This is a genomic window from Pseudooceanicola spongiae, assembly GCF_014899185.1.
Classification (GTDB): Bacteria; Pseudomonadota; Alphaproteobacteria; order Rhodobacterales; family Rhodobacteraceae; genus Pseudooceanicola; species Pseudooceanicola spongiae.
Genome location: NZ_CP045201.1, coordinates 2618941 through 2632911 on the forward strand (window position 1 = coordinate 2618941; position 13971 = coordinate 2632911).

Annotated in this window: 14 protein-coding genes; 7 read left to right on the top strand and 7 right to left on the bottom strand. The window is 63.7% G+C overall.

Features of this window, described 5'->3' with window-relative positions; all coding sequences use genetic code 11:
- The first annotated feature begins 26 nt into the window (after positions 1-26).
- Complete coding sequence (locus F3W81_RS12295; RefSeq protein ID WP_193083838.1) at positions 27-611, top strand: TRAP transporter small permease subunit; 585 nt, start codon at positions 27-29, stop codon at positions 609-611.
- Complete coding sequence (locus tag F3W81_RS12300; protein WP_193079452.1) at positions 611-2002, top strand: TRAP transporter large permease; 1392 nt, start codon at positions 611-613, stop codon at positions 2000-2002. Before F3W81_RS12295 ends, F3W81_RS12300 begins: the two co-directional genes overlap by 1 nt.
- Positions 2003-2078: 76 nt before the next feature.
- Here the strand turns inward: F3W81_RS12300 and F3W81_RS12305 are convergent, their stop codons facing one another.
- A complete protein-coding gene (locus F3W81_RS12305; protein WP_193079453.1) occupies positions 2079-3164 on the bottom strand; it encodes a TRAP transporter substrate-binding protein in 1086 nt (361 codons plus the stop codon).
- A gap of 518 nt (positions 3165-3682) precedes the next feature.
- Between F3W81_RS12305 and F3W81_RS12310 the strand changes: the two genes are divergently transcribed.
- Positions 3683-3889 (top strand): cold-shock protein, encoded by a 207-nt coding sequence (locus F3W81_RS12310; protein WP_119399191.1) that lies wholly within the window; start codon positions 3683-3685, stop codon positions 3887-3889.
- Between the two features lie 154 nt (positions 3890-4043).
- On the opposite strand, the gene F3W81_RS12315 is transcribed toward F3W81_RS12310, so the two are convergent.
- Positions 4044-5501 (bottom strand): NAD-dependent succinate-semialdehyde dehydrogenase, encoded by a 1458-nt coding sequence (locus F3W81_RS12315; protein WP_193079454.1) that lies wholly within the window; start codon positions 5499-5501, stop codon positions 4044-4046.
- 205 nt (positions 5502-5706) lie between these two features.
- On the opposite strand from F3W81_RS12315, the gene F3W81_RS12320 reads away from it, so the two are divergent.
- The gene (locus F3W81_RS12320) at positions 5707-6645 is read left to right on the top strand and encodes an MYG1 family protein (protein WP_193079455.1); all 939 of its coding nucleotides are present in this window, start codon (positions 5707-5709) and stop codon (positions 6643-6645) included.
- Between the two features lie 50 nt (positions 6646-6695).
- Here the strand turns inward: F3W81_RS12320 and F3W81_RS12325 are convergent, their stop codons facing one another.
- From F3W81_RS12325 to F3W81_RS12345, 5 genes are read right to left on the bottom strand one after another with little or no spacing between them, the layout of a single operon-like run.
- Positions 6696-8156 carry an aldo/keto reductase gene (locus F3W81_RS12325; RefSeq protein ID WP_193079456.1) on the bottom strand — a complete coding sequence of 487 codons (1461 nt, stop codon included), beginning with the start codon at positions 8154-8156 and terminating at the stop codon, positions 6696-6698.
- On the bottom strand, positions 8149-9141 hold the full coding sequence (locus F3W81_RS12330) for a branched-chain amino acid ABC transporter permease (RefSeq protein ID WP_226941667.1): 993 nt from the start codon (positions 9139-9141) through the stop codon (positions 8149-8151). Before F3W81_RS12330 ends, F3W81_RS12325 begins: the two co-directional genes overlap by 8 nt.
- Positions 9141-10052: a branched-chain amino acid ABC transporter permease gene (locus tag F3W81_RS12335; RefSeq protein WP_193079457.1), complete on the bottom strand. Its 912-nt coding sequence runs from the start codon at positions 10050-10052 to the stop codon at positions 9141-9143. The genes F3W81_RS12330 and F3W81_RS12335 overlap by 1 nt, the downstream gene beginning before the upstream one ends.
- Positions 10049-10783: an ABC transporter ATP-binding protein gene (locus F3W81_RS12340; RefSeq protein ID WP_193079458.1), complete on the bottom strand. Its 735-nt coding sequence runs from the start codon at positions 10781-10783 to the stop codon at positions 10049-10051. Before F3W81_RS12340 ends, F3W81_RS12335 begins: the two co-directional genes overlap by 4 nt.
- Positions 10780-11571, bottom strand: a complete 792-nt coding sequence (locus tag F3W81_RS12345; RefSeq protein WP_226941668.1) for an ABC transporter ATP-binding protein — start codon at positions 11569-11571, stop codon at positions 10780-10782. The genes F3W81_RS12340 and F3W81_RS12345 overlap by 4 nt, the downstream gene beginning before the upstream one ends.
- Before the next feature lie 160 nt (positions 11572-11731).
- On the opposite strand from F3W81_RS12345, the gene F3W81_RS12350 reads away from it, so the two are divergent.
- The 3 genes from F3W81_RS12350 to F3W81_RS12360 are packed head-to-tail and all read left to right on the top strand — an operon-like array spanning position 11732 to position 13891.
- Complete coding sequence (locus F3W81_RS12350; RefSeq protein WP_193079459.1) at positions 11732-12493, top strand: GntR family transcriptional regulator; 762 nt, start codon at positions 11732-11734, stop codon at positions 12491-12493.
- The gene (locus F3W81_RS12355; RefSeq protein WP_193079460.1) at positions 12486-12827 is read left to right on the top strand and encodes a TIGR04076 family protein; all 342 of its coding nucleotides are present in this window, start codon (positions 12486-12488) and stop codon (positions 12825-12827) included. The genes F3W81_RS12350 and F3W81_RS12355 overlap by 8 nt, the downstream gene beginning before the upstream one ends.
- The gene (locus F3W81_RS12360) at positions 12824-13891 is read left to right on the top strand and encodes an aldo/keto reductase (RefSeq protein WP_193079461.1); all 1068 of its coding nucleotides are present in this window, start codon (positions 12824-12826) and stop codon (positions 13889-13891) included. Before F3W81_RS12355 ends, F3W81_RS12360 begins: the two co-directional genes overlap by 4 nt.
- Positions 13892-13971: the final 80 nt, after the last annotated feature.

A 13971-nucleotide genomic window follows, 5' to 3' on the forward strand; every position in this document is an offset into this window, starting at 1 on the left:
GTGACCATGAGGGGGCAATACGCATGATGAGACTATTGAGCGGGACGGCGGCGACGATCAGCCGGATCAACTGGGTCATAGGCCAGACATTCTCATGGCTGTCTCTCGGCATCGTCCTGGTGTGTTTTTGTGTCGTGGTGCTGCGGTATATCTTCGCGACCAGCTTCGTGTGGTTGCAGGACCTCTACATCTGGCTGAATGGCGCGATGTTCACCGCCGTCGCCGGGTTTGCCCTGCTCAAGGACGATCACGTCCGGGTCGATATCTTTTACCGCCCCGCCAAGATGCGCACCCGCGCCTTGGTCGATCTGATCGGCGTGATCTTCTTTCTGCTGCCCTTCACCTGGATCGTCTACGCCTACTCTCTGCCCTTTGTGCTGCGGTCATGGTCCTACTTCGAGGGGTCCGCCAACGTCGGCGGGATGCCGGGTCTGTATATCCTGAAGTCCTTCATCATCGCCTTTGCCGTTCTGGTGGCGCTGCAGGGCGTCGCCATGCTGTGCCGCTCGATCCTGGTTCTGGGCGGGCGCAGAGACCTCGTGCCGCCCTCGATGGCCTATCCTCTGAAACCCGCGGATGCCGCGGCCGAAGCCATTGAAGGGATCCACTGATGGAGCCGGTACTGATTGGCGAACTGCTCGCCGGGCTGATGTTCTTCGGCATCATCGGATTTCTGCTGCTGGGCTTTCCCGTGGCCTTCACACTGGCCGGTGTCAGCCTTGGCTTCGGCGCGGTCGGCATGTTCTTCGGCGTCTTCGACCCGTCGAACTTCGGCTCCCTGCCCAACCGCTATATCGGCTTCATGACGAACGAGGTGCTGGTGGCGGTGCCGCTGTTCATCTTCATGGGCGTCATGCTGGAACGATCGCAAATCGCCGAGCAATTGCTGCTGACCATGGGCAAGCTGTTCGGCAACCTGCGCGGTGGCCTTGGCATTTCCGTGATCATCGTCGGCGCGATGCTGGCGGCCTCGACAGGGGTGGTCGGCGCGACGGTGGTGACGATGGGCCTGATCTCTTTGCCCGCGATGCTGCGCGCAGGCTATGACCCCAAGCTGGCAACGGGTGTGATCTGCGCGAGCGGCACGCTGGGCCAGATCATCCCGCCCTCGACCGTGCTGATCTTCATGGGCGACATGCTGTCGGGCATCAACTCTCAGGTGCAGATGGCTAAGGGCAACTTTGCCCCCGTCCCCGTTTCCGTCGGTGACCTGTTCGCCGGTGCGCTGTTGCCGGGTGTCTTGCTAGTCGGCCTCTATCTGGCCTACGTGATCTTCAAGGCGTTCACGGACCCCGAGTCCTGCCCCGCCACCCCCGTTCCCCCTGAGGAAAAGAAAGACCTGTTCCGCGAGACGATGGTGGCACTGGTCCCGCCGCTGCTGCTGATCCTCGCCGTGCTCGGCTCGATTCTCGGCGGCATCGCCACGCCAACCGAGGCCGCCTCGGTCGGGGCCGTTGGTGCCATGCTTCTGGCGGCGCTGCGCTGGCGGCTGTCGTTCAGCATCCTGCGCCAGACCGTTGTCAGCACGGCGACGATCACCTCGATGGTGTTCATCATCCTGCTCGGCGCGTCGGTCTTTTCGGTCGTGTTCCGCCTGATGGGCGGCGACAACCTGGTGCATGAGTTCCTGTCGAACCTGCCCGGTGGCCGGATCGGCGCTGTCGCCGTAGTCATGGCGATCATGTTCCTGCTGGGCTTCATTCTGGACACCTTCGAGATCATCTTCATCGTGATCCCGATCACCGCGCCCGTGCTGCTGGCGCTGGATGTCGATCCGGTCTGGCTAGGCGTTCTGGTGGGCGTGAACCTGCAGACCTCGTTCCTGACGCCGCCCTTCGGGTTCGCGCTGTTCTACCTGCGCGGTGTGGCACCGTCGGATCTGCCGACCTCGGCGATCTACAAGGGCATCCTGCCCTTCGTGCTGCTGCAGATCGTGGCCATCGCGATCCTGTTTGCCTTCCCCGGCATCGTCACATGGCTGCCGAGGCTGATCGCGGGCTAAGGATCGCGCATCGCTAAAAACGAAAAGCCCGGACGCGATGTCCGGGCTTTTGCATTTGTAGCACCTGAAACGGGGCTCAGATCTCGAAGTACGTCTCGCGCGCCGTGACATAGGCACCGTCGGTCGTCTTGGACCGGGTGCGCACGATGCGGAAAGCGTCGATGAAGCTCTCGGCGGTCTTCTTGACCAGAGGATCATCGGAGTCGCGCAGCGAGGTCATGATCTCGGCCGCAGCAGTTGCGCCGGTTTTCAGGATCTCTTCGGGGAACTGAAGCACTTTCACGCCGTGATCGTTGATCAGCGTTTGCAGTGCGCGCGGATCGTTGGCGTAGAAGTCGGAGGCAACCTGATCGTATTCCGCCTGACAGACGTCGCGGATGATCGCCTGCAGATCCTCGGGCAGCGCCTGATACTTCTTCTTGTCGACGACGAGTTCGGTCGCCAGACCGGGCTCAACGAAGCTGGGGAAGTAGTAGTTCTTGCAGACCTGGTAGAAGCCCAGTGCGAGGTCGTTGTACGGGCCGACAAATTCAGCCGCGTCCAGCGTGCCCGACTGCAGCGCCTGGAAGATCTCGCCCGCTGCCATGTTGGTCACGGTTGCGCCGAGCTTTTCCCAGACCCGACCGCCCAGACCGGGCGTGCGGAAGCGCAGACCCTTGACGGAATCAACGCCGGTCAGTTCGTTCTTGAACCAGCCGCCCGCTTGGGTGCCGGTGTCGCCGGACAGGAAGCCCTGAACGCCGAATTGGTCATAGATCTCGTCCCAGATTTCCTGACCGCCCATATAGCGGACCCAGGCCGTCAGCTCGCGCGAGGTCATGCCGTAGGGTACGCCCGTGAAGAACGACAGCGCAGGGGATTTGTTCTGCCAGTAGTACGCAGCGCCATGGCTCATCTCGGCAGTGCCGTCGATGACGGCGTCGAGGCTTTGCAGCGGCGGCACCAGTTCGCCGGCGGAGTAGACCTGAACAGTCAGGCGCCCGCCGCTGGCTGCAGTGATCCGGTCGGCAAGGCGCTGCGCGCCGACACCCAGACCGGGGAAATTCTTCGGCCAGGTTGTGACCATGCGCCAGGTGATATTGCCCTGCGCCACAGCCGGCGCCGCGAGCATGGCAGCGCCAGCCCCCACGGCACCTGTACGTATGAAGGAACGACGATCCATTGAGTAACCTCCTCATTCAATGCTTTTAGTGTATCGCTGTTAACACCTCTCCTGCGTGCAAAAAAGACTTATCGCTAGGCCCGCGGCTGTCGGTTTCGCTTCGCCTCCTGCACGATCAGGTTTTGCAGCCAGACGCCGCGACTCGGCCCGCGCATGGCCTGTTCCGTGCTGAGTGACTCGTCGTTTTAAGGTTCAACGCTGCGATCCCGGGCATTTATGGGCCAGTGTCAGCGCCCGGCACGGCCAATCGTAGGTTTGCGCAGAACCCGAAATCTGCAAAACTTATCCGCCACTTACAGTCTCTCTCAGCACCGGTCGCAGCGCAGCACTGCACACTTTGTGCGTGTCCTGAGAAACTTTCCTTGTATTTCAGCGGACGGCCCTGTAGTCAGCGGTTGCTGCCTTTTTCTATTTCGAACCTCTGCTCCGCTAATACGGCTCTCAGTTGATCGATCCAGACTGATAACGCCGAACTGCCGCACACCGCGGGCAGAACTTGATTATAGGAGACCACGGGTATGGCTACTGGCACCGTGAAATGGTTCAACACTACTAAAGGCTTCGGCTTTATCGCACCCGAAACCGGCGGCAAGGACGTTTTCGTCCACATCTCCGCCGTTGAGCGTTCGGGCCTGAGCGGCCTCGCAGACGACCAGAAAGTGACGTTCGACGTCGAAGCTGGCCGTGACGGTCGTGAGTCCGCGATCAACCTCGCACTCGCATAAGAATTTGGAGGCAAGGCGGATCTGATCTGCCTTGCCTCTTCCCTTTCAGCTACGGCTGAAAGGGAATTCCAACCCAAGCGGTTGATGTCAACTACCCCCTCCCCCGAAAATTCCGAGAGATGTGTGGCCGCCCGAAGGCGACCAACGTGACGGCCTAGTGCCAGTCGCGACAGAGGTATTTCATCTCCATGAATTCCTCCATCCCCCGACGAGCGCCTTCGCGTCCCAGACCGGATTGCTTCATCCCGCCAAAGGGGATCGGCGCGCCCGTGACCTTGGTGCGGTTGACCGCAACCATCCCGAAGGTCAGCGCCCGCGACACCCGGTAGATCCGGCGTGGATCGAGGCTGTGCACATAGGCGACCAGCCCGTATTCGGTGGCATTGGCACGGGCAACAACCTCATCCTCGGTATCAAACGGCGTCAGCGCAGCGACCGGACCAAAGGTTTCCTCGCTCATGATCAGCGCGTTGTCCGGCACGTCCTTCAGAACTGTCGGCGCATAGAACAGCGGCCCTTCGGGCAGACGCTTGCCACCACAGACCAGCTTGGCGCCCTTGTCGACCGCGTCGCTGACGTGCTCTTCCTGCTTGGCGACGGCCCGTTCGTTCATCAGCGGACCAATGTCGGGATCGTCGAGGCCGCGCCCGACGGTCAGCGCCTTCGCCGCTTTCGTAAAGCGCTCGCAAAAGGCATCGTAGATCTCGCGCTCGACGTAAATCCGGTTGGCTCCGAGGCAATCCTGCCCGGAAGTCGCGAACTTGGCCTTCATCGTCTCCTGCACGGCGTGATCCAGATCGGCGTCCTTGAAGACGATCACCGGGGCATGGCCACCCAGCTCCAGCACCAGCCGTTTCACCGTGTCAGCGGACTGACGGTAGAGCAGCCGCCCGATCTCGGTCGAGCCGGTGAAGGACAAGGCGCGCACGCGAGGGTCTTTCGTCCAGGGCTCGACAATCGTCGGAGCGATGCCGGTCACCACGTTGAACACACCTGCAGGCAGACCCGCGCGCTCGCCCAGTTCAGCCAGCGCCAGCGCGGAAAAGGGGGTCTCGGCAGAGGGGTGCGCGACCACGGTACAACCTGCGGCAAGCGCGGCGGCGGCCTTGCGCGTCAGCATGCCGGAGGGGAAGTTCCACGGTGTGATCAGGGCAACGACGCCGACGGGCTCCAGCCACAGCTCGACCTCGGCGTCGGAGAGGTGCGAGGTCACGCCTTCGACGTTGGGGCGCTTGGCCTCCTCGGCGTAGAACTCGACGAAGGACGCGGCATAGTCGATCTCGCCCCGCGCCTCAGAAAGGGGTTTGCCCTGCTCCAGCACCATGATGTGCGCCAGATCTTCTTTCGCCGCCATAATCAGGTCGAACCAGCGGCGCAGAATCGCGCTGCGCTCTTGCGGCAGGGTGCGCGACCAGCTGGCAAAAGCGGTGTCGGCGTGATCCACGGCCTCGGCGGACTGGGCGGCGGACAGACAGGCAATCTGACCGATCGCCTCGCCCGTGGCAGGGTCCGTGACGGGCAGGCTCTCGCCCGTGTCGCTGCCGATCCACGCCCCGTTCACATAAGAAGAGTCGCGCATGAGCAGCTTGTCGGAAATCTCGAAGTCGAACATTTGATGGTCTCCTTTCGGTTGCAGTGTCGCATGTCTGGCCCGGAATTGGAAATTTGCGGGGCTGAGGCGGTGGAGAGACCTTTAAAACAAGGCTTTTCACCCGCACCGGATGGAAAGGCAGCCGCTGTGGTTGATCTTTGGGCACGAAGCCCTCTATCTGCGACCAAACCGGCGATGCATCCGCCCGAAACCGAAAGATATGCGCATGACCACAGACTATCTTGTCACCCACAACGGTGGCTTTCACGCGGATGAGCTGCTCTCCAGCGTCATCCTGACCCGACTGTTCCCCGAGGCCAAGATCGTGCGCAGCCGCGCGCCCGAATGGATCACTGCCGGCCCGGATCGCGTGGTGTACGATGTGGGCGGCAATTACGACGCCGAGGCGCGGATCTTCGACCACCATCAGCGCGAGGCCCCGAAACGCGAAGATGACCAGCCTTTCAGCTCGTTCGGGCTGGTGTGGAAGCACTTCGGCCACGAGTATCTGGCGGCAAGCGGCGTGCCCGAGGCACATGTCGAGACCGTCCACGCCTCGTTCGACCGTGGCTTCGTGCTGCCGGTCGATCTGGTGGACAATGGTGCGCTCAGCCCCTCCGTTGCCGGTCCGCTGGCCGGGTTAACCTTGATGGCGCTGCTTGAGACGCTGAAACCCGTGTTCGACGACACCGATCCGGAGTCCGAGGACCGCGCTTTTCACGCCGCCCTTGGCATCGCGCGCAGCTTTGTCGAGGCCCGCGTCGCCCGAAGCGCCGCGAAACTGCGCGCCGAAGGTCTGGCGCAACAGGCGGTCGAGGCGGCAGGCGCCAGCCATATCCTTGAGCTGCCGATGGGCATGCCCTTCCGACCCGCCGTGATCAAGGCGGGCGCCGATCACCTGCTGTTCGTCGTCACCCCGCGCGGCAAGGATTGGACACTGGGCGGCATCCGCCTGAACGACGAAGGATTTGAGCTGCGCGCCGATCTGCCGCGCGCCTGGGCCGGGCTGACCGGCGAAGAGCTTGAGCGTGTGTCGGGCGTCGCGGGGGCCACCTTCTGCCACAACGGCTGTTTCATCGCCGCCGCCAAAAGCCGTGAGGCCGCCATGGCCATGGCTGAGCTCGCCGTCGCGGAACACCTGCGCAATCTGCCCGACGCGGTCTGAACCGCGCCCTGCCCGCCGTACCCGATCGGGGACACGGCGGGCAGATATTGTCAGTCGAGCTCGGCTTCGGCCTCGATCTCGACAAGGTAATCCCCCGCCAGACGCGAGATTTCGAGCAGCGTGTTGGCGGGACGGATCTCTCCGAAATAGCGCCCGTGGATGGCGGAAACGGCCATCGTGTCGTTGATGTCGGCAAGGTAGATCCGCGTGCGGATCACATCCTCAGCCCGCCCGCCAAGCGCTGTGATCGCGGCCAGGATCTTGTCGAGCACATAGGTCGTCTGCCCTGCGGCATCGCCCGGTGCGACGATGTGGTCCTGGCCGTGGGTCGCCGTGGTGCCACTGACAAGGATGCGTTTGCCCTTGCGCACGGCGCGGCTGTAGCCGGCAAGCGGCTCCCACTTGCTACCGGACGAGACGCGCATGCGCTCAGGACGCGCTGGCATCGGCTGCGGCTCATGCACCGGCGGGATCTTGTCGAGGTGGTCCGAAAGGTCACCCGTCGCGGTCAGGAACGGCGGTTTGCGGTATTCGTCGCCGCAATCACCGGGGATCGGCGCGGCGGCGGCAAAGGCCGCGTTCAGCTCGGCATGGTCCTGCGGCGACAGGCCAAAGTTGAAGACATTGAGGTTATCGCCGCGATGTTCGCTTTCGGTGATGCGCGCGCCGATGATCGTCGCGGCCACAGCGTCATGCTCCAGCACCCAGCGGCTGGCGACGTTTGAGAGCGAGACGCCGTGGCGTTTGGCGATCCCGTCAGCCGCGCTCAGAATGCCTTGAAACACCTGCCAGCCACCGATGGTGTCGATGAAGCGCTTGTACTTGGAGCGGCTCCAGTCGGCGATCTCCTGCGGCTCGGGCTGACCCAGCCAGCGCGACGACAGAAAGCCCCCGCAGAGCGTGCCATAGGCCAGCAACTTGACACCACGGCGCGCGCAAACCTCGCTCAGCGGGCCAGCGGCGCGACGGTCCACCAGCGAAAAGCTGACCTGGTTCGAGACGATGCGGATGCCTTCCGACAGGGCCAGATCAAGGTGGGCGGCATCAAAATTGGTGACACCGATCGCGCCGATCAGGCCTTCCTGACGCAGTTTCTCGATCTCGATCAGGGCATCGAGCCAACGCGGGTCCTCAAAGCTCCACCAGTGAAACTGCAGCAGGTCGATACGATCGGTGCGCAGGCGGGTCAGGCGATCCTGAATGCCGGCGCGCACGATCTCCGGCGTCATCGGACCGGGCTCGGGGCACCACTTGGTGAAAGCGCGGATCGGGGTGCCGGGGGCAGCACGGCTGGTCAGCTCGCCCGTGATCACCTCGGCACTGCCGTAATGGTCAGCCATGTCGAAGGTGTCAAACCCGGCGTCGACATAGGCCTGCAGGCGCGTCGCGGCCTCCACGGGGTCGAGCGTCTTGCCGCCCCGTTCAAGGTCAGCGACCTGCCAGAGGCCGCAGACGAGGCGGCTGATATTCAGACCTTCGGTCAGGTCGATACGATCGGGAACGTCAGGCATGATCAGGTCTTTCTTTCGCAGAAGCTTTGGGGCGGGCATCGCGCAGCAAGTGGCGCGAGACGATGCGCACCTCGCCCAGGATGCCACGCGGGCGGATCAGCAGGACCGCGCAGAGCGCGACGCCGATCAGAACGATTTGCAGGGCGGCCGCGCGGGCCTGCTGGTCTGCGGGGAAGACGGAGGACACGACGCTGCCCGACACCGCCCAGATGCCCCAGACCAGCACCGCGCCCAGAATGGCGCCGCGCATGTTGCCTGAGCCGCCGACGATCAGCATGGCCCAGACCTGAAACGTCAGGATTGGCAGATAGTTGTCGGGCGCGATGAAGCCGATGAAATGCGCCTGTGCCGCACCACCCAAGCCCATGACGAAGCCGCCGATTGCGAAGGCCTCCAGACGGTAGCGGACGGGGTTCTTGCCGAGGCCACGGGCGGCCGTCTCATCCTCGCGGATGGCGCGCAGCACGCGGCCCCAAGGCGAGCGGACGAGGCGTTCAAGGACGAGGTAGACCACCAGCACAAGCACCGCGATGACGGCGAAGTTGGCGAGGCCAAAGGCCAGAGCGTTGCCGGCAAGCGCGCCAAAGGGGCGCGGAATGAAGCCGATACCGAAGGGTCCGCCGGTCAGCGGCACGAGGTTCAGCATGCAGAGCTGGATCACCACCGCCGCGCCGAAGGTCGCAATGGCGAGGTAGTCCGAGCGCAGCCGCAGCGTCAGCGCGCCGAGCAGGAAGGTCACGAAGGCGGTGGCCAGCCCTCCGCCGATCCAGCCGACGATAATGGGCAGATCGAAGCCGCCGAACCGGTCCGCCGTCGCAGGTGTCGTCAGGATGGCCGAGGTATAGGCCCCGACCGCGACGAACCCGGCGATGCCGACGTTGAACAGCCCGGTCTGGCCCCACTGTACGTTTAGGCCGAGGCAAATGACCGCGTAAGTCAATGCGATGGTGAGGAAAAAGGCTCCGTAAGCGACGAGGTCAAGCATCAGCGGACCCTCCCGAACAGCCCTTGCGGGCGCAGCAACAAGACGGCGACGAGGATGACGAAGGACACTGCCGCGCGCCATTCGGCGCCGATTACCTGCACTGTCATCGCCTCGGCCAGCCCGACGATCAGACCGGCGAGCATGGCGCCCGGGACCGATCCGATGCCACCGAGGATGGCAGCGGCGAACAGCGGCAACAGAAGGTCGTGCCCCATTTGCGGGCGAATTTGCACCAGCAGACCCGACATGATCCCCGCAAGACAGGCCAGCACGGCGCCCAAAATCCAGACGGTGCGGATCACGGCACGCACGTCGACGCCGGTGATAGAGGAGAGTTGCGGGTTCTCGGCCACCGCCCGCATGGACCGCCCAGCGGCGCTGCGCGTCAGCATCAGGTGGACCACGACAACCGCGACGGCGGCCAACACCAGCACCAGTAATTGATCCGGCGTAGCGCGCACGCCCTCGACGATCGGCTTGGAGATCTGCAGCGCCCGCGTGTAGTAGCCGGGCTGCGAAGTATAGAGAAACTCAAGGAAATTTCTCAGGGCGAGGGCGGCACCAAAGCTCGCCATCACAAGGATGATCACCGCTGAGCCGCGCGCCCTCAACCGCCCGAACAGCGCCCAGTCGACCACCAGAGCCAGCAGGGCAGTCATGGCCATGGCGATGACGGCGGCCAGCGGCAGCGACCAGCCGAAGGAGAACGGACCGATTGGGGTGCTGAGCTGTGGCAGCGCAAACCCGATCAGACCAGAGGCGGTCATGGCGAGGTAGGCGCCCCAGCTCAGCAGCTCTCCGTGGGCGAAATTTGCAAAGCGCAGAATGGCATAGGTCAGGGTGATGCCGATCGCGCCGAGGCCGATCATCGAGCCTGCGATGAGACCGTCCATGAGGGCTTGCGGGGTCATGCCATCTCCTTCGGGGTGCCGCCGAGATACAGCTGGCTGACAACAGGATCGCCGAGCAGCTGATCCGCGGGGGCGTCGTGGGCGATGCGACCCTCGACCAGAATGACGCCGCGGGTGGCAATCTGCAGCCCGGCTTTGACGTTTTGTTCAACAAGAACAGTGGTTACGCCTGCCGCATTGATACGGCGTAGCTGGGCGAAGACCTCCGCCACGACCTTGGGCGACAGACCGGCGGAGGGCTCGTCCAGGATCAGGACCGAGGGTTCGATGACCAGCGCGCGGGCGACGGCGAGCATCTGACGCTGCCCTCCCGACAAGGCCCCTGCCCGCGTGCCTGGGCGGGTGCCGAGATCGGGGAACATATCGAGCAGCGCGTCGATGCGGCTGGCCCTGCGGGGACGCTCCAGCACCTGCGCGGCAAGCTGCAGGTTTTCGCGTATCGTCATGGTTGCAAAGATATTTTCGGTCTGCGGCACGAAGGCCAGACCATGCGCCAGCTTGCGATGCGGCGGCACTTCGGTGATGTCCTGCCCCTTGAGCTTGACGCGGCCAGAGTGCACGGGGACCAGACCGGCGATGGTCTTGACCAGAGTCGACTTGCCGGCGCCGTTGGGGCCGAGAAGGACGAGGAACTCGCCGTCTGCAACCTTCAGATCTACGCCGTTTATGATAGGCATATCAGGCTCATAGCCCGAAATCAGGGCATGTGTGCTGAGGACGGTCGTGCTCATGCGGCGTCTCCCAGATAGGCCTGGATCACGCGGGGGTCGCGGATGACGTCGGAGGGCGCGCCTTGTGCCAATTCGCGTCCGGCGGCCATGACGAAGACACGGGAACACATGCGCGAGACCATGTCCATGTTGTGCTCGATCAGCAGGATCGCTTTGCCTTGCGCGTTAAGTGCCTGAATTCGCTCCATGATCACCTCAAGCAGAGAGGGGTTCACACCGGCGGCGGGTTCGTCCAGCAGCAGGACCGAGGGGTCGGCCATCAGCAGGCGCGCGAGCTCCAGCAGCTTGCGCTGACCGCCGGAGAGGACGCGGGCCGGTTCACCCTCAAGCCGCGACAGCAGCAGGAAATCCAGCAAATGCCGAGCCTTTTCAACGTTTTGATGCTCCTCCCGGGCAACGCGGCGGGGCGAAAACCATGTGTGAAAGACCGACTCGCCAGCCTGATCGCGCGCCCCGGTGAGGACGTTTTCCAGCACCGTCATTTCCGCAAAGGGGCGCGGGATCTGGAAGGTACGGCCCAGACCGGAACCAAGGCGCTGCTCGGGCCGGTCTTTTGTAACGTCTTGACCGTTCAGCATAATCTGACCCGACGTCGGCACCAGAGAGCCCGCGAGCATGTTGAACATGGTGGTCTTGCCCGCACCATTCGGACCAATCAGGCCCAGCATCTCGCCCGGGGCCAGCGCCAGAGAAATACCGTCGACGGCCTTCAACCCCTGAAACTGCATCTGCAGGGCGCGGGCCTCTAGCACCGGGTCGGAATGGGGGTCGGGCTCGGGTTCGATCACGTCAGTTTTCCCTGTTTTGCGATGTCGGTATCGCGTCGGTATCCCGTCGGTAACCGGGCGGTGTGATTTTGCCCGTTCGACTTATATCTTTGATCAAAGATTATTGACAGAAAAAATAATTTCAAGCACAATTTGACCAACAGCATCAACGGAGGGCTGCATGGCCGACCGGCAGATCCCGACTGACCCGAATTTGAGCAAAGCCGCATCGGTGGCCGGGCTGACAAAAGTTGGCCGCGACTCCCTGCAGGAACGCGTCTATCAGGAGCTGCGACGATCGCTGTTCCATGGCGTCTTCGAGGCCGGTCAGGTGATGCGGATGCAAGCGCTGGCCGATACGCTGGACGTGTCGATGATGCCGGTGCGCGAGGCGCTGGCCCGGCTGGTGTCGGAACAGGCGCTTGAGGTCCTGCCCTCGCGGTCGGTCCGGGTGCCGCTGATCACGCAGGAGCGGCTGAACGATCTGGCCCATGCGCGTTGCCTGATCGAGGGCGAGCTGGTGCGCATGGCAGTGGCGAACCTGACCCGGGCGGACATCAGGGGCCTGCGCGACCTGACCGAGCAATGCGAGGCGGCTTTCGCCAACCTCTCGCCCGATCAGGCGGTGCAGACCTCGATGCTGAACCACGATTTTCACTATGCGATCTATGGGGCGGCACGCTCGTCTGTTTTGCTGCCCGTGGCGCAGAGCCTGTGGCTGCAATCGGGCCCCTATGTGCGCGCGGCGGCGACGATCTATGGCCGCACACCCGGGCTGACGGCAGTGCATCATCACTGGGCGCTGGTCGAAGCGCTGGACCAGCGGGACGCGGCGGCGGCGGTGACGGCGCTGCATCAGGACATCACGCAGTCGTTCAATCTGATCCGTGCCGATCTGTTGCGCGACGCGACAAAGCAAGAAGGGAAGGCTGGCAATGGCTGAAAGAGACGAGGCTTTCGAGCTGTTTGACCTGCGCGTCGAAGTGGTCGCGCCAGACGGTGGGGCGATCCATTGCGGCGCTGCGGTCGGCGATTACTTCGAGATGCGCGGCGAGATGCTGCATCTGCCGCCGGGTCAGGGGTTTTCGATCTATTCGCTGGCGGCGCTGCTGCCCCTGCTGCCCGCCAAGCAACGCCCGACCCACCCGAACGACTGGATGAGCACCGACGCCGAAGTCGCCTGCCCCGATCCGCATTGCACCACCCGCTTTCGCATCACGCGCACCGCCAAGCGCACTTTCCTGCACTCTCAGACAACGGCAGTCCCCCTCCCATGACCGAATATCCCAGACCTGACCGATTTTCCCTGGCCCCGGGCTACGAGATTTCGCGCGTGCTGCGTGGCAACTGGCAACTGGCAGGCGGCCATGGCGCGGTGGACCGTGCCGAGGCTGTCGAGGACATGATCGCCTTTGCCGACGCCGGGATCACCACGTTCGACTGCGCCGACATCTATACCGGCGTGGAGGAGCTGATTGGCCAGTTTCGCGCCCAGTATCTGAACCGGCGCGGCGCCGAGGCGCTGGCCGAGGTGCGCGTGCATACCAAATGCGTCCCCGATCTGAGCAAGCTCGGCACGCTGACCCGCGACCAGCTACAGGACACCATCGACCGCTCGCGCAGGCGGCTGGGGGTCGAGCGGCTGGATCTGGTGCAGTTTCACTGGTGGGATTATGCCGCTGGCGACTGGCTGCAGGCCGCGCAGTGGCTGGAGGAGTTCCGCATCGAGGGGCGCCTCCAGTTTGTCAGTGGCACCAATTTCGACACCGATCACGTCAGCGCCATGCTGGCGGCGGGGGTGCCGCTGCGTACCATGCAGGTGCAGTATTCGCTGCTGGACCGGCGCCCGGAAAAGCGCATGGCCGAACTGGCGGGCGAGGCGGGGATCAACTTCCTCTGCTATGGCACGGTCGCGGGTGGCTTTCTGTCGGACCGCTGGCTGGGCCAGCCCGACCCCGGTGCCGAGATCGAGAACCGCTCTCTGATCAAGTACAAGCTGATCATCGAAGATATCGGCGGCTGGGATCTGTTTCAGGCGCTGCTGGTGACGCTGCGCCGCATCGCCGATGCCCATGGCACCGATATCGCCACGGTCGCCAGCGCGGCGCTGCTGACCCGGCCTCTGGTTGCGGGGGTCATCGTGGGCGCGCGCAACCGGGCGCATTTGGCCTCGAATCTGGCCATCAGTGCGCTGAAACTGCGCGCAATCGAGCTGGCGGAGATCGACGCCGTTCTGGCACAGGGCCGCGATCTGGAGGGCGACGTTTATACGCTGGAACGCGACCGCACCGGGCGGCATGGTGCCATCATGAAGTACAACCTGAACAAGGAAGAGGCCTGAGGCCCTTCCCTGGACGGTGCCCCTCGGGGGCGAAAAGACGACCCAAATCAATGCCGGAATAGGCAGATCAACAGGAGAGA

What these genes read in the sequence shown, in the direction of transcription:
- F3W81_RS12310 (WP_119399191.1), top strand. Translation starts at nt 3,683, where the DNA reads ATGGCTACTGGCACCGTGAAATGGTTCAACACTACTAAAGGCTTCGGC.
- F3W81_RS12340 (WP_193079458.1), bottom strand. Translation starts at nt 10,783, where the DNA reads ATGAGCACGACCGTCCTCAGCACACATGCCCTGATTTCGGGCTATGAG.
- F3W81_RS12315 (WP_193079454.1), bottom strand. Translation starts at nt 5,501, where the DNA reads ATGTTCGACTTCGAGATTTCCGACAAGCTGCTCATGCGCGACTCTTCT.
- F3W81_RS12295 (WP_193083838.1), top strand. Translation starts at nt 27, where the DNA reads ATGAGACTATTGAGCGGGACGGCGGCGACGATCAGCCGGATCAACTGG.
- F3W81_RS12325 (WP_193079456.1), bottom strand. Translation starts at nt 8,156, where the DNA reads ATGCCTGACGTTCCCGATCGTATCGACCTGACCGAAGGTCTGAATATC.
- F3W81_RS12350 (WP_193079459.1), top strand. Translation starts at nt 11,732, where the DNA reads ATGGCCGACCGGCAGATCCCGACTGACCCGAATTTGAGCAAAGCCGCA.
- F3W81_RS12355 (WP_193079460.1), top strand. Translation starts at nt 12,486, where the DNA reads ATGGCTGAAAGAGACGAGGCTTTCGAGCTGTTTGACCTGCGCGTCGAA.
- F3W81_RS12320 (WP_193079455.1), top strand. Translation starts at nt 5,707, where the DNA reads ATGACCACAGACTATCTTGTCACCCACAACGGTGGCTTTCACGCGGAT.
- F3W81_RS12335 (WP_193079457.1), bottom strand. Translation starts at nt 10,052, where the DNA reads ATGACCCCGCAAGCCCTCATGGACGGTCTCATCGCAGGCTCGATGATC.
- F3W81_RS12360 (WP_193079461.1), top strand. Translation starts at nt 12,824, where the DNA reads ATGACCGAATATCCCAGACCTGACCGATTTTCCCTGGCCCCGGGCTAC.
- F3W81_RS12305 (WP_193079453.1), bottom strand. Translation starts at nt 3,164, where the DNA reads ATGGATCGTCGTTCCTTCATACGTACAGGTGCCGTGGGGGCTGGCGCT.
- F3W81_RS12300 (WP_193079452.1), top strand. Translation starts at nt 611, where the DNA reads ATGGAGCCGGTACTGATTGGCGAACTGCTCGCCGGGCTGATGTTCTTC.
- F3W81_RS12330 (WP_226941667.1), bottom strand. Translation starts at nt 9,141, where the DNA reads ATGCTTGACCTCGTCGCTTACGGAGCCTTTTTCCTCACCATCGCATTG.